The organism is Citricoccus alkalitolerans, assembly GCF_039528175.1.
GTDB classification, from domain to species: Bacteria; Actinomycetota; Actinomycetes; order Actinomycetales; family Micrococcaceae; genus Citricoccus; species Citricoccus alkalitolerans.
Map to the genome: position 1 here is coordinate 492,822 of NZ_BAAALH010000002.1, position 20,618 is coordinate 513,439.

19 protein-coding genes are annotated in these 20,618 nt (G+C 67.7%); 3 read left to right on the forward strand and 16 right to left on the reverse strand.

Features of this window, described 5'->3' with window-relative positions; genetic code table 11:
- Positions 1 to 5 precede the first annotated feature (5 nt).
- The 3 genes from ABD134_RS08110 to ABD134_RS08120 all read right to left on the reverse strand — a co-directional run bounded on the left by ABD134_RS08110 (position 6) and on the right by ABD134_RS08120 (position 3,876).
- Entirely contained in the window at positions 6 to 1,223 is a 1,218-nt protein-coding gene (locus ABD134_RS08110) for an ROK family transcriptional regulator (protein ID WP_344228496.1), read from the reverse strand.
- A 65-nt stretch (positions 1,224 to 1,288) separates the two neighbouring features.
- Entirely contained in the window at positions 1,289 to 2,359 is a 1,071-nt protein-coding gene (locus ABD134_RS08115) for an ABC transporter permease (protein ID WP_344228498.1), read from the reverse strand.
- The gene (locus ABD134_RS08120; protein WP_344228500.1) at positions 2,356 to 3,876 is read right to left on the reverse strand and encodes a sugar ABC transporter ATP-binding protein; all 1,521 of its coding nucleotides are present in this window, start codon (positions 3,874 to 3,876) and stop codon (positions 2,356 to 2,358) included. The genes ABD134_RS08115 and ABD134_RS08120 overlap by 4 nt, the downstream gene beginning before the upstream one ends.
- A 151-nt stretch (positions 3,877 to 4,027) precedes the next feature.
- On the opposite strand from ABD134_RS08120, the gene ABD134_RS08125 reads away from it, so the two are divergent.
- From ABD134_RS08125 to ABD134_RS08135, 3 genes are all read left to right on the forward strand, one after another.
- Positions 4,028 to 5,071, forward strand: coding sequence for a substrate-binding domain-containing protein (locus ABD134_RS08125; protein ID WP_344228502.1), 1,044 nt, complete (start codon positions 4,028 to 4,030; stop codon positions 5,069 to 5,071).
- A gap of 88 nt (positions 5,072 to 5,159) precedes the next feature.
- Positions 5,160 to 6,308: a Gfo/Idh/MocA family protein gene (locus ABD134_RS08130; RefSeq protein WP_344228504.1), complete on the forward strand. Its 1,149-nt coding sequence runs from the start codon at positions 5,160 to 5,162 to the stop codon at positions 6,306 to 6,308.
- A 74-nt stretch (positions 6,309 to 6,382) separates the two neighbouring features.
- Complete coding sequence (locus ABD134_RS08135; protein ID WP_344228505.1) at positions 6,383 to 7,384, forward strand: sugar phosphate isomerase/epimerase family protein; 1,002 nt, start codon at positions 6,383 to 6,385, stop codon at positions 7,382 to 7,384.
- A 110-nt stretch (positions 7,385 to 7,494) separates the two neighbouring features.
- Here the strand turns inward: ABD134_RS08135 and ABD134_RS08140 are convergent, their stop codons facing one another.
- From ABD134_RS08140 to ABD134_RS08200, 13 genes are all read right to left on the reverse strand, one after another.
- Positions 7,495 to 8,394: a hypothetical protein gene (locus ABD134_RS08140; protein WP_344228506.1), complete on the reverse strand. Its 900-nt coding sequence runs from the start codon at positions 8,392 to 8,394 to the stop codon at positions 7,495 to 7,497.
- Positions 8,395 to 8,566: 172 nt separating this feature from the next.
- A complete protein-coding gene (locus ABD134_RS08145; RefSeq protein WP_344228507.1) occupies positions 8,567 to 9,403 on the reverse strand; it encodes a formate/nitrite transporter family protein in 837 nt (278 codons plus the stop codon).
- Positions 9,404 to 9,478: 75 nt separating this feature from the next.
- Positions 9,479 to 10,591, reverse strand: a complete 1,113-nt coding sequence (locus ABD134_RS08150) for an NAD(P)-dependent alcohol dehydrogenase (protein ID WP_344228508.1) — start codon at positions 10,589 to 10,591, stop codon at positions 9,479 to 9,481.
- 9 nt (positions 10,592 to 10,600) lie between these two features.
- A complete protein-coding gene (locus ABD134_RS08155; protein WP_344228509.1) occupies positions 10,601 to 11,287 on the reverse strand; it encodes an NrtR DNA-binding winged helix domain-containing protein in 687 nt (228 codons plus the stop codon).
- Positions 11,288 to 11,366: 79 nt separating this feature from the next.
- Complete coding sequence (locus ABD134_RS08160) at positions 11,367 to 12,200, reverse strand: sugar phosphate isomerase/epimerase family protein (RefSeq protein ID WP_344228511.1); 834 nt, start codon at positions 12,198 to 12,200, stop codon at positions 11,367 to 11,369.
- A gap of 7 nt (positions 12,201 to 12,207) precedes the next feature.
- Complete coding sequence (locus ABD134_RS08165; protein ID WP_344228512.1) at positions 12,208 to 12,987, reverse strand: SDR family NAD(P)-dependent oxidoreductase; 780 nt, start codon at positions 12,985 to 12,987, stop codon at positions 12,208 to 12,210.
- 32 nt (positions 12,988 to 13,019) lie between these two features.
- Positions 13,020 to 13,865 carry an SDR family NAD(P)-dependent oxidoreductase gene (locus tag ABD134_RS08170; RefSeq protein ID WP_344228514.1) on the reverse strand — a complete coding sequence of 282 codons (846 nt, stop codon included), beginning with the start codon at positions 13,863 to 13,865 and terminating at the stop codon, positions 13,020 to 13,022.
- Between the two features lie 25 nt (positions 13,866 to 13,890).
- Complete coding sequence (locus ABD134_RS08175) at positions 13,891 to 14,892, reverse strand: sugar ABC transporter substrate-binding protein (RefSeq protein ID WP_344228515.1); 1,002 nt, start codon at positions 14,890 to 14,892, stop codon at positions 13,891 to 13,893.
- 81 nt (positions 14,893 to 14,973) lie between these two features.
- Positions 14,974 to 15,981: an ABC transporter permease gene (locus ABD134_RS08180; protein ID WP_344228516.1), complete on the reverse strand. Its 1,008-nt coding sequence runs from the start codon at positions 15,979 to 15,981 to the stop codon at positions 14,974 to 14,976.
- Between the two features lies 1 nt (position 15,982).
- Positions 15,983 to 17,515 carry a sugar ABC transporter ATP-binding protein gene (locus ABD134_RS08185; protein ID WP_344228517.1) on the reverse strand — a complete coding sequence of 511 codons (1,533 nt, stop codon included), beginning with the start codon at positions 17,513 to 17,515 and terminating at the stop codon, positions 15,983 to 15,985.
- Positions 17,512 to 18,627 (reverse strand): zinc-dependent alcohol dehydrogenase, encoded by a 1,116-nt coding sequence (locus tag ABD134_RS08190; RefSeq protein WP_344228518.1) that lies wholly within the window; start codon positions 18,625 to 18,627, stop codon positions 17,512 to 17,514. Before ABD134_RS08190 ends, ABD134_RS08185 begins: the two co-directional genes overlap by 4 nt.
- On the reverse strand, positions 18,624 to 19,661 hold the full coding sequence (locus tag ABD134_RS08195; RefSeq protein WP_344228519.1) for a transketolase family protein: 1,038 nt from the start codon (positions 19,659 to 19,661) through the stop codon (positions 18,624 to 18,626). Before ABD134_RS08195 ends, ABD134_RS08190 begins: the two co-directional genes overlap by 4 nt.
- A gap of 2 nt (positions 19,662 to 19,663) precedes the next feature.
- Complete coding sequence (locus ABD134_RS08200; protein ID WP_344228520.1) at positions 19,664 to 20,596, reverse strand: transketolase; 933 nt, start codon at positions 20,594 to 20,596, stop codon at positions 19,664 to 19,666.
- Between the last annotated feature and the right edge of the window lie 22 nt (positions 20,597 to 20,618).

Consider the following 20,618-nt stretch of genomic DNA (forward strand, 5'->3'; position numbering starts at 1 on the left):
TTGAATCAGCCGGCGGCCGGCGCCGTGAGCCCGTTGACCATGGCATCGATCCGCTGCGGAGACATGGCGTGGTGGATGGCGAGCATGCTGGCACCGAGGACGCCTGCATCCAGTCCAGAGCCCGACTGGACGATCTGCAGGTGCTGTGTGGCCAGCGGGACGGTCCGGGAGTACACCGCCTCGCGGATGCCCGCGATGAAGTGTTCGCCGGTCAGTGTCATGGAGCCGCCGATCACGATCACGGACGGATTGATGAGGCTGATGCAGGCGGACAGGACCTCGCCGACGTCCCGCCCCGCCTGCCGGACCGCGTGGACCGCCTCGGTGTGACCGGCTTGAACCAGACGCACCACGTCCTCCCCCGTGTGGGCATCCAGGCCCTGCGTGCGCAGTTGGGCCGCCACCGCCGGACCGGAGGCCACGGCCTCCAGGCAATCCTGGTTGCCGCAGTGACAGGGGACGCCGCTGCCACGGTGCACGCGGATGTGGCCGATGTCCCCGGCGACGCCGTCAGCGCCGCGCTGCAGCCGGCCGCTGGCGACGATGCCGGCACCGATGCCGGTGGCCACCTTCACGAACATCAGGTCGTCCACGTCCGGCCAGGCGACGTTGCGCTCCCCGAGCGCCATGATGTTGACGTCGTTGTCCACCAGGACCGGCACGTGGAAGTGGTCCTGCAGAAACCCGGGCACATCAAACCCGTTCCAGCCGGGCATGATCGGTGGATTGATGGGCCGGCCGGTGCGGTGCTCCACGGGGCCGGGGACGCCGATGCCGATGGCCAGCAGGTCCCCCGTGGTGCGTTGCGACTCCCCGAGGAGGCTCGTGGCCAGTTCGACGACAGCCTGCAGCACCACCTGGGGGCCTTGAGCTACCGCCATGGTGCGGGTGGCCTCCCGGAGGCGGTGGCCGGCGAGATCCGTCACGGCCAACCGAAGGTGGGACGCCCCGATGTCCACGCCGAGCACCACCTTGCTGCCCGCCTGCAGGGCGATGCGTGAGGATGGACGGCCCCCGGTGGAAACCGCCTCGTCGACGTAACCGACCAGTCCCAACTCCATCAGTGCCTCGATGCGAAGGGTCACGGTGGACCGGGACAGCCCCATGCGCTCCGCCAGCTCGGTCCTGGTGCGGGGGCGTCCGTCCCGCAGGATCTGGAACAGTTCGCTGGCACCCGATCCGCCCAGACCGTCCAGGCCGTCAAACCTGCTTATGTCGTTCATCGACTCATTACAGCACAGGTCTCGACGCAACAATCCACCGGTCTCCGCCATCCGCCCGGAGCACCCTAGACCTTGAGTGGTTTCGCCGCGCCCCGGCGTTCATTGCGGGCGGCGAAGCGTTGCTGCAGGAGGACAGCCACCACGATGATCAGGCCCTTGGCCAACGCCTGCACGGAGGTGTCCATGTTGTTCTGGGTGAACACGTTGGTCAGCGTGCTGAAGATCAGCACGCCGAGGACCGTTCCCATGATGGTGCCACGGCCACCGATGAGCAGGGTGCCGCCCACCACGACGGCGGCGATCGCGTCCAGCTCGTAGAGCAGTCCGTGCGTGGAGGTGCCGGCCGTAGTGCGGCCCATCATCATGAGACCGGCGACCCCGGCCGCGAGCCCGGCCAGAACGTACAGGTAGACGAGGTGCCGTTTGACCTTGACGCCGGCCAGGCGCGATGCCTCGATGTTGCCGCCGATGGCGACGGTGCGGCGCCCGAACGTGGTGCGATTGAGCAGGAACCAGCCGGCCCCGGCCACGAGGGCGAAGATCCAGACCAGCACGGGCACGCCGAGGAAGTCGGCGCGCATGAAGTCCAGGAAGTCGGTGTTGTTCACGATCAGCGTCCTGCGCCCGGAGATGAGCTCGGCGAGTCCGCGCGCGGCCACCAGCATGGCCAGCGTGGCGATGAAGGCCACCACATTGCCGTAGGCGATGATCACGCCGTTCACGAGCCCGGCGATCCCGCCCACGAGGAGGGCCACGAGCACCATCACCAGCCACGTGGACTGCGTGGCGGCCAGCTGGACACTGGCCAGGCTGGCCACCACCGTTGTCAGACCCATGACCGAGCCGACGGACAGGTCGATGCCGCCGGCCGTGATCACGAAGGTGATGCCGATGCCGATCACGCCGATGATCGAGGCATGGCGGAGGATGGTGAGGATGTTCTCGACCGCCAGGAACCTCTCTCCGCTGGTGATGAGGCCGATGGCGATGAGCGCGGCCAGGGCGATGACGAGGCCCAGGCTCCGGGCGCCGGAGCCGTGGAGGAGGTTTCGCCCGGGAGTCCTGCCGCCGGGAGCACTGTGGCTGGACGCCGGAGCCGGATGCCGCTCGGCCACGGGTGTCTTCTGCTCGCTCACGCGGCACTTCCCTTCATCACGAGGTCGAGCACTCCGTGCTCATCGATTGCGTTGGCGTCGGACTCCGCGAGGACCCGCCCATCGTCGATGACGAGGACGCGGTCAGCCAGGCCGAGGACTTCCTCGATCTCACTCGAGATCACGATGATGGCGGTGCCGTCCGCGGCCAGCCGCCGGATGAGCGCGTAGATCTCCGCGCGGGCGCCGACGTCCACGCCACGGGTCGGCTCGTCCAGCAGGAGCACCGGGGTGCCGTGCACCAGCCACCGGGCCAGGAGGATCTTCTGCTGGTTGCCTCCGGACAGCGTCCGCGCCGGGCGGTCAGGATCAGCGGGGCGCAGCTCCAGGGCGTCGATCTGCTCCCGCGCGGCCTGGCGTTCGGCTGACTCGTCGAGCAGGCCGGCCCGGGCAAAGCGCCCGAAGGTGGACAGGGTCACGTTCCGGTAGAGCGGCTCGTCCAGAATGAGTCCCTGGCTCTTGCGCTCCTCGGGGGACAAGCCGAGGCCGACATCCACGGCCGCGCTGACCGAGCCGGGCGTGAGCCTCCTGCCGTTCACGCGGACGCGCCCGGCGGTCGCCTTCCGGGCGCCGTAGATGGTCTCGATGATCTCCGAGCGCTGCGAACCGACCAGGCCGGCGAGACCGAGGATCTCGCCGGTACGGACGGTGAAGCTGACCGGCTCGAAGTGGCCCTCCAGTTCCAGTCCGTCCACCTCGAGCGCCACGGGAGCATCCGCGGCAACGGGCGTTCGCGGCGGGAACACGTTCGCGACCTCACGGCCGGTCATGAGTTGGATCAGCTCCGCCTTCGGGGTCTCCGTGACATGGAGGCCGTTCGCGGTGCTCCGGCCGTCCTTGATGACGGAGATGCGGTCCCCGATCTGCCGGATCTCCTCCAGGCGGTGCGAGATGTAGACCACGGCGATGCCCTGGGCCGTGAGCTCGCGGATCACCCGGAACAGGTTCTGCACCTCTCCGGAGTCCAGAATCGCACTGGGCTCATCCATGATGATCAGCTTGGTGTTCCGCGAGAGCGCGCGGGCGAGGCTGACGATCTGCTGGTTCGCGGCGGAGAGCGAGCCGACCTCTCGCGACAGGGAGAGGCCGCCGTGGCCCAGCCGCTGCAGCAGGGTCCGTGCGGCCGCGTTCGCCCTCTTCACATGCAGCACTCCCCCGGTCGCCTGCTCGTGGCCCAGGAAGATGTTCTCCGCGATGGTCAGCCCGTCCACCACGTCGAGCTCCTGGTACATCGTGGCGATGCCGAGTTCCAGCGCGGTGGCGGGGCTGTCGAGCTCGATGGCGCGACCCTCCCAGAGGATCTGGCCCTCATCCGGTCGATGTGCGCCGGAGAGCGTCTTGATGAGGGTGGACTTGCCTGCCCCGTTCTGGCCCATGACGCAGTGGACTTCCCCCGCGCGCACGTCCAGGTCGACGCCTTTGAGCGCTTGGACGGCAGCGAAGCGCTTGGAGAGCCCCCGCACCTTGAGCAATGGCGTCGCCTGATCCTGTACCGACATGTGACGAAGCTAACACATTATGTCGATCATCGGTACAAGGGCGTCGATTTTTCCCGTGGTTCTGTTATTGTGACTCGCATCACGTCGATGAGCCGTCTTTCGGAAACAGGCTCCACCCGACGCAGACGCACCACTCATCGAGGAGACAGACATGCTCGCAGTTCGTACCGGACGGTCAATGCTCGTCACCACCGGCGCCCTCCTGGCGGTCGGTGCACTCGTCGCCGGTTGCTCATCCGGATCAGCAGGTGACAGCGCCCAGCCCACCAATGCCTCGGTGGAGGGCAACACCGAGGAAGGCGAGACCGTGGTCGTCGGCTTTTCGGGCCCCGCGGCGGACCACGGCTGGCTCGGAGCCATCAACGCCGCCGCCAACGCAGAGGCGGAGCAGTACGGTGACATCGATTTCCGCGTGGCCGAGGGCACCAACGACGCCAACCTGCAGATCAGCCAGGTGGAGCAGTTCATCAACGACGGCGTGGACGCCATCGTCCTGCTCCCCACGGACGGCGCCGCCCTCACGGCCGTCGCGACCAAGGCCATGGAAGCCGGGATCCCGGTGGTCAACGTGGACCGCGAATTCTCCAGCCCGGCAGCGGCTCGCACCACGATTCTCGGGGACAACTACGGCATGGGACAGAGCGCCGGAAACTACATCTGCGAGCAGATGAGTGACACTCCGGATGCCGTCGTCGCCGAGGTCGCCGGCATCGATTCCCTGCCGTTGACCCAGGACCGCAGCCAGGGCTTCGCCGACGCTCTGGAGTCCTGTGGCCTCGACGTGGACAACCGCGTGGCCGCCGACTTCACGGTCCAGGGCGGCGAGGCCGCCACGTCTCAGCTGCTCGCTGCCGCCCCGGAGATCGACGCCCTCTGGAACCATGACGACGACCAGGGCATCGGCGTCCTGTCCGCCATCGACAACGCCGGCCGTGACGAGTTCATCATGGTCGGTGGCGGCGGTTCCGCCAACGCCATGCGGGAGATCCAGTCCGGTGAAAGCGTTCTCCAGGCCACGGTGATCTACCCGTCCACGCAGGCAGCCGACGGCGTCCGACTGGCGCGGCTGATCGCCCAGGGCAAGGCCATGAGCGACCTGGTGGAGGTGGAGGTCCCCAAGCGGATCGTGCTGAACGCCCCGGTGGTTACCAGCGAGAACGTCGAGGAGTATCTCCCCACCGCGTTCGAGTCGTAGAGCCATCCGGTGCGGGGCGGGACGATCCCTTTCGGAACGCCCCGCCCTGCATGCCGCCATCCAGCCGAATCCCCCTGCAGGAGAAACCATGCCCCGCCCCGTACCACCCCTGAGGATCGCCCTGATCGGGCACGGCTTCATGGGAGCCGCCCATTCGCAGGGTTGGCGGGTGGCACACCGGTTCTTCGATCTGTCCGTCCGCCCGGAGATGACGTTGCTGGTGGGCCGCCATGCCGAACGGGTCGAGGCCGCCGCCTCCCGGTGGGGGTGGGCGGAGACCGCCACGGACTGGCGAACCGCGATCGAGCGGGAGGACATCGACGTGGTGGACATCGTGACCCCCGGCGGTTCTCACGCCGAGATTGCCATCGCCGCACTCGAGGCCGGCAAGCACGTGCTGTGCGAGAAGCCACTGGCGAACACCCTCGAGGAGGCCGCGGCGATGGCCGAGGCCGCGGAACGGACCGGGGCGGACGTCTTCGCCATGATCGGGTTCACCTACCGCCGGGTGCCGGCGGCGGCGTTCGCCCGGGACCTTGTCCGGTCCGGTGCGGTCGGCGAGGTCCGCCAGGTCCGCGCCTCCTACCTGCAGGACTGGCTGTACGACGCCGATGCGCCCCTGACGTGGCGGCTCCAGCAGGAGCATGCCGGCTCCGGCGCACTCGGTGACCTGGGGGCCCATGCCGTCGACCTGTCTCAGTTCATCACCGGCCAGGCGGTGGCCGGCGTGAGCGGCATCCTGACCACGTTCGTCGGAGAACGGCCGCTGCCGGGCTCGGCGTCGGAGCGTGGACGGGTGTCCGTGGACGATGCCGCGTTGTTCACCGCCCGATTCGACGGCGGTGCCATCGGCTCCTTCGAGGCCACCCGCATGGCCACCGGACGCAAGAACTCCCTGCGCATCGAGGTCTCCGGATCCCTCGGCGCGATCGCGTTCGACCTGGAGGACTACAACACGTTGGGCTTCTACGACGCGACCGCCCCTGGCACCCGGCAGGGCTTCACCGACATCATGGTCACGGAGCCCGAGCACCCCTATATGTCCGCCTGGTGGCCCACCGGTCACGCGCTCGGCTACGAACACGGCTTCGTGCACCAGGCCCGGGACTTCGTCGAAGCCGTCGCCGGGGGCCTGCAGCCCGAGCCCTCCTTCGCCGACGGCTACCAGGTGCAGCGCGTCCTCGACGGCGTCCAGCGCAGTGCGGAGCACGGCAGCACGTGGACGGCGACCGGCTAGCGACGATGCCCGCCGCACCACCGAGCCACACCACCGAACTGCATCCCTGAACCCCGAACCGAAGGATCAACCGGATGGAACGCAACTACACCCTGTTCACCGGCCAGTGGGTTGACCTGCCCCTCGAAGACGTCGCTGACCTGGCGGCCGGCTGGGGCTACGACGGATTGGAGATCGCGGTCTCCGGCGGACACCTCGACGCCTGGCGCTGGGATGATGACGACTACATCGCCGACCGCCTCGGCATCCTGGAGCGGCATGGGCTGAGCGTCTGGGCCATCTCGAACCATCTGACCGGTCAGGCGGTCTGCGACGATCCGATCGACTTCCGTCACCAGTCGATCGTCGGCGACCGGGTGTGGGGCGACGGCGACCCGGAGGGCGTCCGCCGACGGGCGGCCGAGGAGCTCAAGAACACCGCGCGGCTGGCACGGCGGCTGGGAGTGGACACCGTCGTCGGATTCACCGGGTCCTCGATCTGGCAGTACGTGACCTTGTTCCCGCCCGTGCCGGGGAAGGTCATCGACGCCGGCTACCGGGACTTCGCCGACCGGTGGAACCCCATCCTGGACGTCTTCGACGAGTGCGGGGTGCGATTCGCCCTTGAGGTGCACCCGACCGAGATCGCCTACGACTACTGGTCGACGGTCAAGACGCTCGAAGCCGTGGGCCACCGTGAGGCGTTCGGCTTGAACTGGGATCCGAGCCACATGATGTGGCAGGGAATCGATCCGGTGGCGTTCATCTCCGACTTCGCCGACCGGATCTATCACGTGGACTGCAAGGACACCCGGATGCGGATGGGCGGCGGCCGCAACGGCGTGCTCGGCTCACATCTGCCGTGGGGCGACCCGCGGCGCGGCTGGGACTTCGTCTCAGTCGGACGAGGCGATGTGCCCTGGGAGGACGCCTTCCGTGCCCTGACGGCCATCGGCTACGACGGTCCGATCTCGATCGAGTGGGAGGACGCCGGGATGGACCGGCTGCACGGTGCACCGGAGGCCCTCCAGGTGCTGCGCAAGCTGGACTTCCCCCCGCCCTCCGCCTCCTTCGACGCGGCATTCACCCAGTCCTGACCGGAGCCGGGACCGCAGTCCCGGCTCCGAGGTGAAGACGCCGTGAGCTCCGAGTCCCTGGCGTCGGGGCGCCGAGCGACCAGCTGGGACGTTCTCCTGGCGGCCCGCCTCTATGAGCTCGGGGTGGCGCTCGGATAGGTGTTCTCGAAGTCCGGGATGGCGTCTTCGTGAACCTCCACGGACGACATCATCCGCTCCAGCTCGCGATACTCCGTCGTCGAGAGGAATGCCTGCATCGCCTCGTCGCCCTGCTCGGCGGTGAGGGCCTCGACCACGGGCAGGGCGATGGACGTGCTCAGGTACAGCCCCGTAAAGTCCTTGGCCGGATGGTCGTCAGTCATCAGGTGTATCCACGCTGCCTGCACGGATTCCGGTGATTCCGGGTCTACGGCGTGGGGTAGGTCCGCGACCTGCACGGACAGTCCCTCCGTTGCCTCGCCCCACAGCGGCGACATGTCGAAGTCCTCGGATTCGGCCAGATGCTGCGTCAGGAGGTACACCGACGCATCGTCCTGGTAGGACGTCACGTCGTCGAGACGTTCTGCCGCCACGGTGCGCACGAGCGTGGGATATGCACCGTCTCCACCCCGGGCGCCGGAGACGGTTGTCAGGCCCACGACGATGTCATCGTCCTTGTCCGTGATCGTGTACCGCTCGGTCACTCCAGCAGGCGGGCCATCCGACGATGCGCTACAAACCTCACAGTCGACGGTCCATCCTGCGGGGATGGACAGGCTGACTGTCCCGGCCTCCGTGGTGAAGACCTCGTCATCCGCCTGGGGCGGCTGACCCGAATCACCGCTTTCCCTGGCAGAGGCGGTGACGCTCGGCGTCGGCTCCGTGGAGCCGCCTGCCGAACTCGAGGCTGAGGCGGACGCGGCGGTGGGGGCCTGACCGGAGGTCCCCGCCGAGTCGGCACCCGCGTCACAACCGGCCACGGTGAGCACCAGGGAGGCGGCGGCCAAGCCGGTCCACGTTCGCCGTCCACGCACGGTGGCCTGTCTCCTCATCGTCTCTCCTCTGCTATGGATGGCGGTCTGACGTCTCGAAACTGAACCGGCCGCTGACCGGATCGGGACCGCCGAAAAGGCTCTGCTTGTACGCATAGTCCCACATCAGACGGTCAGGTTGTCAGTGGAGAGGCACGACCGGATCCCCGGGAGGCGCCGAGGATCGGACGGGTCATCGTCCGTGCGGGGCATCGGGATCCGACGGTGAGGTGCGACGCCAGTGCACCACGAGTTCCTTGGTCCTCACAATGCGCAGCGCCGTCACCAACGCGATGCCGCCGATGATGTTGAACAGCAGGGTGTAGCCGAACCAGCCCAGCCACTGCCAGACGGAGATGTCCGCCCCGGACTGCAGTGCGCCGAAGATCAGCAGGGAGTCCAGGATCGAGTGGAAGAGCTGGAGACCAGCCAGCAGGAATCCCCCGGCCACCGCGGCGATGACCCTGACCACTTCGGACGTCGCGCCCTTCTGCATCCGCGTCATCAACGTCATGGTGCTTCCGCCCAGGAGCGCGAGGCAGACGGTCTGCAGTGAGAAGGGAGCGTCAACGAAGTGATGAGCGGACTCCGCGATGAGCGCGTGCCATTCGGGGAACGCCTGCGTGACCAGCCACATGATGATCCACCCGCCGGCCAGGTTGCTCACGAGCGTCCCAACCCAGAGTTTGGCCAGTTTCCAGATGCTCGCCTGGCGGGTGACGAGGCCCACCACGGGCATCAGGAAATCCTCCGTGAACAGCTCGCTGTGCGCCAGCAGCACGGCAATCAGCCCCACGCTGAAGGCCAGCCCCGCGAGCAGATGACTGTCGGTTTCGTGGAGGACTGCCAGGTAGGCCATCACGCCCAGCCCGACTTCCATGCCACCGAACAGGCCGGTGATGATCACGGCGCGGAAGGAGCGGTGCAGCCGTTCGGCACCCTCCTTCACCGTGCTCTCGAAGGCTTCCTGTAAGTGCTGCTCCACCGGAAACTCGTTGTCGCCGAGCTCCCGGCGCCGGTCCTCGCTCATCCGCACTCCCTGATGTGTCGGTCCCCCGTGGCGGCCCCTCGCGGAAGATGGTGCACTTCAGAGTAGCCCGGTCAGTTATCCGATCCGCAGCACCGGCTTGATGGTCTCACCCGAGGTGGAGTCGGCGAACGCCTGGTCCACCTGGTCGAAGTCGTAGAACCGGACCAGCTCGTCGAACGGAAACCGGCCCTGCTGGTAGAGCGAGACCAAGGCCGGGATCAGGTCCTGAGAGGTGCCGGATCCGCCCAGGGTGCCCACCACGTGCTTGCCCCACAGGGTCCGCTGGTGGTCCAGGCTGAACCGCGCCTCGGCCGGTGCCCCGCCGATCAGGATCAGCGTGCCCAGCATGCCGATGGCCTCAGCGGCCTCCTCGATCACGGCGACCACCCCGGTGCAGTCCACGGCATAGTCCGCCGGTCCACCGCAAATCTCCAGGATGCGCTCCAGCGCGTTTTCACCCCTGGAGTTGATGACGTGGGTGGCACCGTACCGGGTGGCCAGGTCCAGGCGGGAGTCATGCAGGTCGATGGCGATGATCGCGGTGGCCGGGGTGTTCCGTGCCGCCATGACCGCCGCGAGTCCCACTGCTCCCGCGCCGTAGATGACCACGGACTCGCCGGCGGAGGGACGTGCGGTGTTCAGGATGGCCCCCGCCCCGGTGGTGATGCCGCAGGCCAGCACGCCCACCAACTCCAAAGGGACCTCCGGGTCCACCGTCACGAGGGCGTTCGCGTTGGCCAGGGCATAGGTTGCGAAGGAGGACTGGCCGAAGAAGTGCCCGGACAGCGCGGATCCGTCCGCACGGGTATACGCGGAGGTTCCGGCCTGCGGGCCGATGAACCGCTGTCCGCTGGCCACGGCCGGACCGAGCAGGTCGCAGTAGCGATGTTCGCCGCGGCGGCAGTTCCGGCACTGGCCGCAGTAGGGCCAGCCCATGATGACGTGGTCGCCCACCGCCACGGTGGTGACCCCCTCCCCGAGCGCCTCCACCACGCCCGAGCCCTCATGGCCGAGCACACCGGGCAGCGGCAGGGGCATGTCCCCGGCCTTGGTGATGGCGTCAGTGTGGCATACGCCGGAGGCGACCACCCGCACCAGCACCTCGCCCGGGCCCGGCTGCTCGAGCTCGAGCTCCTCCCGGACGAACGGGGCGTTCTTCTCCTCGACAACCAGTGCTTCGATCTTCACAGTGGCCTCCTAAGCCATGATCAGGGCGGGCTGATACCCGTCCGGGCGTTTGCGGTAAATCCGGGCCGGACGGCCCAGTCCGTTGCCACCCGGCGGCACGGCGCGCTCCTCGAGTGCCTCGAGGAGTGGCTCCATGGTCCGCCGGAAGGTGTCCTTCTGATGGACGGCTCCCACCACGGCGTCATGCGCCTGGCGAAGCTGGGTCATGGTGAATTGGGAGTCCAACAGGTTCCACGGGTCCGGGGCCTGACCGTACTCCCAGCGCACCATCTTCACGGCCCACGCGATGATCTCGTCGTGGCTGAAGGGCAGGCCGTGCACCTGGGACACCGGTCGCAGCTGGCCATGCCCGTGCTGCAGACCCAGTTCGAGAGCGGATAACGGCAGCACGTCCAGGTGCGTGACGGTGAGGACCCAGCCGCGTTCGTCACGCTCGGGATCATCGAAGACATGGAGCTGCCTCGGCGAGCGGCCCTGGATGTGCATCCGGGTGTCCAGGCACCGCAGCACCGCGTCACCCAACCGCTCGCGTTCGCGCAGCATGGTGCCGGGCAGCATCCACTCCCCCGCATGGCTACCCTGGTCCCGCTTCCGCAGGACCACGTTCAGTTCCCCGTCGGCCACGGTCAGGAGCACGACGTCGGCCGCCACCGAGGGGCGGGGATAGGCCAGCAGGTCATCGCGTTCCGGGGACATGCCACCCAATCTATCCACCCCGGCCCGGTGCCTCACGCCGACCATGGGGCAGGTCTCGGTCAGGTCCTCCGGCAACGCCTCAAACGAACAGGCCGGCAGCATCACGGACGAACTCCTCGCCCGTGCGAAAGGTGGTGTCCCAGATCTTCAGCGCATCGGCCACCGGCTCCTGCATGGTGGCGCGGCTGAATCCCTCCACGCCGTACCGGCCCGAATAGCCCAGGGCCTGGACCCCCTCCAGGATCCGGACGAGGTCCAGGGAGCCCGTGGAGAGCAGTCCGCGGGAGGACTGTCCGAACTCCACGTACCCGAGGTGGGGAAGGGCATGGGCCACCGCCCCGAGCAGGTCCGGTTCCTCGATCGCCATGTGGAAGGTGTCCAGATGGATCTTCAGGTTCCTCGACCCGGAGAACTCCACGAACCGCACGGCCTGGGCCGCCGTGTTCAGCACGGAGGTCTCGTACCGGTTGACCACCTCGAAGGTCATGAGGACCCCAGAGGCGGCTGCCTCATCAGCCACGTCACCCACCAGTTGCGCCGTGTTGGCGAGGGCCCCCTCCGAGGGCCGATCGGTGGTGTCACCGTGGACGCCGTAGGGCACGCCGTTGAGCTGGTCCCCGCCCATCCGCGCAGCCATCTCCACGAACCGGCGCAACTGCTCGAATCCGCGCCGGCGCACGGTCGGCTCGTCAGACATGACGTTCGCCCCCGGGGACTGGACGGCCATCGTGATGGGAGCCAGGCCGGCGTCGTGAATCCGCTGTCCGAGGGCCTCGATGCCGCGACTGGACGGGTCCAGTGGGCCGAGCACCACGCGCCGGTATCCGGCGTCCTTCAAGACAGGGAGCGAGCGGGTGAACTCCTCGCTGAAGGGGTCCGTGGTGAAGGCCGCGCTCTGACAGGCCAGGTCCACCCGCACCTCAGAACTCCGGCAGCTCGAAGCGGTGCTTGAACACCGAGTAGCCGTCATCCACGTTCACCACGGTGCCGTTCATGGCATTGGACTCCTCCGAGAACAGGAAGGCCACCACGTTGGCGATCTCCTCTGGCTCGGTCATCTTGTTGCGCAGCTGCTCGGAGGCGAACAGCTCCCGCAGGTGCTGGGGGAACTGCTGAATGATCGCGGTGTTGGCGCGGCCGGGAGTGATCGCCAACACCCGGGTGCCGTGTTCGGCCAGCTCGTAGGCGGCCGAGCGGGTGAAGGAGATGACGGCGGCCTTGGCGGCGCTGTAGGTGAAGGACAACTCCGCAGCCTGCTCGCCGTAGATGGAGGACGTGTTGACGATGACCCCACCGCCGCCCTGCTTCACGAACTGCCGTGCTGCGGCCAGGATGCCGTAGTACACGCCGTCCTGGTCGACCCGGATCATCGGGTGATAGTCCCTGGCCGGATCGTGGTCCAGCAGCGGCTTGCCGCCGGCGATGCCCGCGTTGTTGAAGATCCCATCCAACTGGCCGAAGGCGTCCACGGCGGACTGTACGGCCTGCTCGACGGCGGCGAAGTCCGAGACGTCTACGGCCACGGCATGTGCCGTACCACCGGCTGCCGCCACCTCGTCGGCCACCGACTGGGCGCCGGCGAGGTTCAGGTCGGCCACGACCACCCTGGCGCCCTTCTCGGCGCAGCGGCGCACGGTGGCTCGGCCGATGCCGCTCGCACCGCCGGTGATCAGCAGGACTTTGTCCGTCAGGGTGGTCATGGATTCTCCTTGGTGGGTCAGGGTCGGGTTGGTTAGAACATGCCGTGCGAGAGGGCCAGCGCCCCACCGTCGACGGCCAGGACGGCGCCGGTGACGAAAGAGCTGCCCGGCGCCACGAGGAAGAGCATCGGAGCCTGGATCTCCGCCATGGTGCCCATCCGGGCCAGCGGGATGGTCTCCTCCCACATCTGCTCCCCCGCCTCGTCCAGCACGGCGTCCCCGCCGATCCGGGTGCCCTTGAAGGGGCCGGGGGCGATCACGTTCACGCGGATCCCTCGGGGTGCCAGTTCCAGGGCGGCCTGCCGGGCGAGGTTGATGATCCCGGCCTTGGTGGCACCGTAGGCGTAGGAGACCATCGGATCGGTGCGCAGACCGGCAGTGGACGAGGTGACCAGGATCCGGCCATGGTCCGGCAGCACGCGGGCGGCGGCCCGGACGGTCTCGAAGGTGCCATTGAGGTTGGTGGCCACCACATTCCGCCATTCCTCATCCGGGTACCGTCCGATGGCCCCGGCCTCCGTGCGGTAGCTGCCGCCACCGGCGATGCCGGCATTGGCCACCACCACCGTCGGTCGGCCCACCTCGATCACGATTCGCTCCAGTACTTCGTCGATGGCGCCCGGCGCGGCCAGGTCGGCGGCATAGGCGTGGGCCTTGCCCCCGGTGGCTGTGATCGTGTCCCTGACCTCGTCCAGCCGGCGTTGGTCCCGGCCGAGGACGACGACGGTCGCACCCGCGTCGGCGTAGATCTCTGCCGCGGCGCGGCCGATTCCGCTCGAGGCCCCGGTGACCACGACGATGTCGTCGCGCATCGAGAACAGGTCCATCAGGTGCTGGGTGCCGGTGGTGGCTTCGGTGGTGGAGTCGGTGGTGGTCATCTCAGGCCTTTCAGATCGGGCGGGATCACATGGACGGGGTGAACTCCGCCGCGTTGTCGCGGTCGATCAACTCGCCCTCGACCTCGACGAAGTTCTCCTCGGGCAAGGTGCCGTCAGCCCGGTAGGCCTCGATGTCCTCGACGACGACGTCAACCACGGAGAACCAGTCCTGGTGGACGGAGGCGTAGAACGGGCCGTCCTTCTTGATCTCCTCAACGGCCACGCCGAGTGCGTCCACGCCGGTGACGTAGATGTCATCCTGGCCGGCTTCGCTGATGGCCTGAGCGGCCCCCAGTGCGGCGTGGTCCCAGCCGACCCACACGCCGTCCAGGCCGTCCGGGTTCGCCTGCAGGAAGTCGGTGACGAACTTCAGCGCCTCCTCCTGGGACGTGCCCGGGTTCAGAGCCTGCTTCATCTCACCGCCGGCGATGTTGGCCCCGGCCTCCTCGAGCATGTCGTAGGCGAGGTTGCTGCGGGTCATGATGCCGATGTGGGGATCGTGCCCGATCACCATGACATCCTTGCCCTCCAGGCCACCCATGGCCTCCTCGAGCGCGCCCACGGTGAGTGAGGCGAGCTGGTCCTGATCGAAGGTGACGTCCTCCACGAAGTCCTCGTTGGGCTCCACTCCGCCATCGATGGAGAAGATGGGGATGTCTGCGGACTCGGCGGCGTTGACGAGCGGGGCGATCTGGCGTGGATCGGGGAAGCCCGCCAGGATGACGTCTGCCCCCTGGGTGATGGCGGACTGCATGTCCGAGTTGATCTTGTCGTAATCGAAGTCGGAGGTGTACAGGGTGACGTCCCAGCCCTTGGCCTTGCCCTCCTCCACGAACTTGTCCAGGGTCAGTTTGCCGCCGGGCGTCGCGTAGCCGGCGGTGAAGGCAGCGACCTTGAAGGTGCCGTCATCGCCGGAGCCGCCGGAGCTCCCAGCTGCTCCGGCGTCGGTGCCGGGGCCCGAGCAGCCCGTCAAGCCGAGCATGGTGGCAGCAGCAAGGGCGGTGATGATTTTCAGTCGAGTGCGCATGGGTTTCTCCCGAGGTAGGGCACACCGTGGTGTGGGGATAGAGGGGTGACAAGGGGTGACGAAGAGGACGACTGGCGGGCGTCAAGCCCGACGTGATTTGAAGGAGGAGAGCAGCACGGCGGCGACGATGATGATTCCGGTCAGCACCTGCTGCACATAGGTGTTGACGCCCACGATGTTCAGGCCGTTCTGCAGGACGCCGATGATGCCGACGCCCACGAGGGTTCCGCCGAGGTTGGCCTGGCCGGAGTTGGAGAGTGTCATGCCCAGGAACACCGCTGCCACGGCCAGCATCATGTAGTCGTTGGCGCTGGTGGCGCTGGCGCTGGACAGCCGGCTGACCAGAACGATCCCGCCCAGCCCGGAGACCAGGCCGGCCAGGGCGAAGGCCCAGAACACGTTGCCGCGCACGCTGACGCCGGACAACCGAGCCACGTCAGCGTTGCCGCCGACCGCGTACCAGCGGCGGCCGACCGTGGTGTACTTCAGCACGACCCAGATGACCAGGGCGACGACCAGGGCGATCACCACGGGCATCGGCAGGCCGGCGATGCGGGACTGGCCGACCCAGAAGAAGACCTCGGGCATGCCGTACAGGGTGGTGCCGTCCGTGACGATGAAAGCGAGGCCGCCGACGGTGGTCAGGGTTGCCAGGGTGGCCACGATGGCCGAGATGTTCAGGAAGGCCACCAGGAAGCCGTTGATCATACCCACTCCCAGGCCGACCAACAGCCCCAGGATGATCGCGACGGGCACCGGGAGACCGGACAGCATGAAGGCCGAGGCGCTGGCTCCGGAGAGAGTGGCCGTGGTGCCGACCGAGAGGTCGAAATGACCGGTGACCATGACGATGGTCTGGGCCCCCGCGATGATCGTCAGGATGGCCACCTGGGCCAGGATGTTCGTCAGGTTGCCGAAGCTCAGGAATCCGCTGGGACTCATGACGCCGAAAATGACGATCAATCCCACGAGGGCAATGATGGTGCCGCTCTGGAGCACCACCTGAGAGAAGGACTTACGCTCTTCACGAGCTTCGTCGGGTTGGTCCTGAGGCAACTGCGCTGCCGAGACGGTTTCGGTGGTTGCCATGTCAGGCATTCCTTCCGTAGCAATAGGAGAGCAGGAGCTCCTCGTCGGCGCCCTCGGCGGGCACCTGCCCGGAGATCCGGCCCTCGTGCATGATGAGGATTCGATCGGAGAGGCCGATCAATTCGGGTAGTTCGGAACTCACGGCGATGATCGTGGTCCCCTGGGCAGCCAGCTCGCGGATGAGGCGGTAGATCTCGGCCTTCGTGCCGACGTCGATCCCCCGGGTGGGTTCGTCGAGCAACAGGACGTGCGGCTCCCGGGCCAGCATCTTGGCCAGGACGACCTTCTGTTGGTTGCCTCCCGAGAGCAGACCGACGTGCTGCCGTGGGCCGCGCGCCTTGATCCGCAGGTTCTCCATGCTCCGGCGCGCCAACTCGGTCACCCGGCGGGCCGACACCCATCCTCCGGTGCTGACCTTCTCCAGGTTGGCCAGGGCGATGTTGTCCTGGATCGAGGCGTTCAGGGATACGCCTTGACTGCGGCGCTCCTCGGGAACCAGCACCATGCCGGCATTCAGGACCGCGCCGACGTCGCCCTTGGCGGGCAGTTCCCGCCCCGCCACCGTGATGGTGCCTCCGGTGGCCTTCTGGGCCCCGGCCAGCAGGCGCAAGAGTTCGCTGCGCCCGGAACCGGCCAGTCCGCCGATACCGAGGACTTCGCCGGCATGTGCGGTGAACGAGACGTCTTGGACCCGGCGGCCGGTCAGCGACTCAACCGAGACCACAGCGCGGTCCGTCGCGGTGCCCCGCTCCGGAAACAGTTCGCCCGGGGCGCGGCCGACCATGGTGGAGATGACGCTGTCGATCGTGATGTCCGCGACGTCCCGGGTGGAGATGGTCGATCCGTTGCGCATGATCGTCACGCGGTCGCACAGCTCGAACACCTCTTCCAGCCGGTGCGAGACATAGACAATCCCGACGCCTTCGTCGCGCAGGCTGCGCAGTACGGCAAAGAGGTCCTTGATCTCGGTGTCCGTCAGGGAGGCGGTGGGCTCATCGAGGATCAGGACGCGAGCGTCGGCGGCCAGAGCACGGGCCACGGCCACCATCGTCTGCTGCACCGGCGAGAGCTGCCCGGCCAGCCGACGGACGGGGATGCGCTGGTTGAGCCGGTCCAGGTGCCGGCGGGCCTCACGGTGGGCCTCCGGCCATCGCACCAGGCCCGCGGTGTTCGGGGTGCGCTCACCGAGCAGGATGTTCTCGGCCACGCTGATCGTCGGCACGATGGACAGCTCCTGGTACAGGGCGACCACGCCGGCCTGATGGGCGTCCTTCACCCCGGTGAACTGAACTGTCTCGCCATCTGAGGCGATCGAGCCGGCATCCGGACGGTACACACCCGTCAGGATCTTGATCAGTGTCGACTTGCCGGCACCGTTCTCCCCGAGCAGGGCATGGATCTCCCCGGGCCGGACCTCCAGCCGCGCCTCAGTCAGGGCGGCCACGCCGTCGAAATGCTTGGAGATGCCGGTGGCCCGCAGCGCCAGGCGCCCGGCCCCGACCTCGTCTCGCTGTTCCATCACCGGAGCGCTCATGCGTCCTCCGGCAGCCGGTTGCAGCGGATGACAACCTTGGGGAAGGTGCCCCCCATGTGCGTCTCGAAGGCCTCGGACGCATCCTCCAGGTCGAAGACCGACTGCAGGAAGGGTTCCAGGTCCAGTTCGTCCAAGAGCCGCACGGCCCGCGGGAACGTGTAGGGAGAGACGAAGACCCCGGTCAGCGTCAGCTCCTTGCGGTAGAGGTAGTCGGAGAGGTTCAGCGGCAGCTCGTAGTCCTCCGGGTACATGGCCCCGTAGACCACGGTGCCGCCTGGGGCCGCGATGTCCAGCAGACCCGCCACCGCGTGCCGGGAGCCGGAGGCATCGATCACGACGTCGAATCCCGCCCCCGCGGTGATCTCACGTGTCCGCTCCTCCAGGGACTCGTCATTGGGGTCGATCACGTGGAGCGCTCCGAAGCGCCGGGCGAGGTCGCGGCGCTCCGCGATCGGCTCGATGAGGGTGAGCGAGGTGGCCCCGTACCGCGCCATGAGCTGCAGAGTGAGCTGGCCGATGGGCCCGCCGCCGCAGATCGCCACCCGATCGCCCGGACGAACGCGGGTCTTGTCCGCGATCCGCACGGCCACGGAGGTCGGCTCCAGCAGGCAGCCCTTGAGCAGGGAGACCTCCTCCGGAAGCTTGTAGACCTGGGATTCGTGCCAGACGACGGACCGGGCCATGCCGGGACGGTTGTAGTCGCCCAGGTGTTCGCAGAACTGCTGGCGTCCGTCCTGGCAGGGCTGGCAGGCCCCGCAGAAGCGGACGAAGTTGCCGGAGACACGGTCCCCCACCCGCAGGTCGGCCCGGCGGACCTCCGGACCCAGTTCGGCCACGACGCCGGAGATCTCATGTCCCAGCCCGATCGGAACCTCCGTGCCGAAGAAGCCTTCGGCCAGGTGCGGATCGGATCCGCAGATCGCGGCGTAGGCGACCGTGATGCGCACGTCCTGCGGCCCCACGGCGTCCGCCGGGAAGGTGACGACGCCGATGCTGCCGCGCTGGCCGGCGTCGGGCGCCCGAAGGCTGCCGATACGGGTGACCGCGACGGTCTCGACGTCGCCCGATGCCCCTTCCGGAGCAGCACTGACGGTGGTGGTGGTGCTGGTCATGCGGTGACCTCCGCGCGTCCGCGTCCGGCAGGGCCGCCACCGGAGACCGTGAGGGCCGCGTCCACGGTGGCCTGCAGCCCATAGCCGTGCTTGTCCCGGAGCTCGGTGTCCTCGCCGAAGCCCGCGAAGACCTGGGGGATCCCCAGCCGACGGAAGCCGTCGAGCCGGATGCCCCGGTCCGCGATGACGTCTGAGATCTGGGAGGCGAGCCCGCCGTAGGCCAGGTGGTCCTCGACCACCACGAACCGGCCGGTCTCCTCGGCGCAGCGCAGGATGAGGTCCTCGTCGATCGGCTTGAGCGTGAACATGTCCACCACGCGGGCGTCGATGCCGTGTTCGGCGGCCAGGATGTCCGCGGCCTCGAGAGCCTGGGACACGGTCTCGCCGTGGGCGAAGAGGGTGAGGTCGGTGCCCTCGCGGGCGGTGATGCCCTTGCCGATCTCGATCTGCACGGAGCCGGGCTCGTAGACCACCTTGTCCTTCTTGCCGACGGCCAGCCGGATGTACAGCGGCCCGGGCATGGACATGGACTGGCGCAACACCTCCCCGACCATGAGGGGGTCTCCGATAGAGGTGACGGTCATGTTCACCAGGGAGGTCATCAGGCCGAGGTCCTCGACGGCGTAGTGGGTGGAGCCTCCGTTGCCGACCAGCCCGCCATGGGTCCCGACGATCTTCACGGGAAGGTTGGGATAGCAGATATCCGAACGGACCTGCTCCAGGGCGCGCATGCTCAGGAACGGGAGCATGCCGGAGACCACGGGGATGTTGCCCTCGTTGGCCAGGCCGGCGGCAATGCCCACGCAGGCCTGTTCGGACAGGCCCACGTCCACGAAACGGTCCGGGTAGGCGTCCCGGAACTCGACCAGGGTGGCCCCGATATCCGGTGTCAGCACCCACAGGTTGTCATGGGTCTCGCCGAGCTCCTTGAGCGTCTGACCGATCACGGTCCGGGAGGAGAGCAACTCTCCGAAGGTGAAGGAGGTGATCTGGTCCGTGCCGGGTTCGGTCACTGTCTTGGCTGCGGTGGACATGCTCACGCCGCCTTTCGTCCGTGGGCCAGCGAGGTCAGCGCCCGCGCCAGGTCCGTGTCATTGAGGGAGCCGGCGTGCCAGGCCAGGTTGCGCTCCATGAAGTCGACGCCCTTGCCCTTGACGGTGTCGCAGATGACCACCGTGGGCACGTCCGAGTCCGGGGCCGGCAGAGAGTCGAAGGCCTGCACGAGGGCGGCCATGTCATGGCCGTTCACCTCGATGACGTTCCAGCCGAACGCACGCCACTTGTCCGGATAGGGCTCCAGCTTCACGCGCTCCTCGGAGAAACTCGTCATCAACTGCCGGTTGCGATCGATGAACGCCACCAGATTGCCCAGGTTGTTGCTGTGGGCTGCCAGTGCGGCCTCCCACACCGAGCCCTCGCCCGTCTCGCCGTCCCCCATCAGGGTGAAGACGCGGTGGTCCATGCCGCTGCGCTTGCCGTGCAGGGCCATGCCGGTGGCCAGCGGCAGGCCGTGGCCGAGGGAGCCGGTGGACACCTCCACACCGGGCAATTGCACCTTGCACGGGTGCATGCCGTAGGCGGAGCCGAGCTGGCCGTAGGTGTCCACGATCTCGCGGTAGTCGAAGAACCCACGGATGGCCATCGTGATGTACATGCAGACCGCTGCGTGGCCCTTGCTGAGGACGAACCGGTCCCGCTCGGGGTTGTGCAGGTCCTGTGGATCCACGTGCATTCCGTATTGAAACAACAAGGTCAATATGTCAGCACAGGAAAGATCACCACCTATGTGAACTGAACCGTCATACTCTCCGCAGAGAAGGAGCAATTTCTCCCTCAGCTCGTACGAAAGGTCCTCCAACTCGGAAACGCCTGTCTCCGGCCTGGTGATCGTTGCCGCCATCTGCTCCCCCAAGGAAATCGGGTTGCCCAGCCACTTCGCTGAGATGTGATCTATGTCTCCCGAGACCATAGGCTCCCCCAGGGGTCCACGT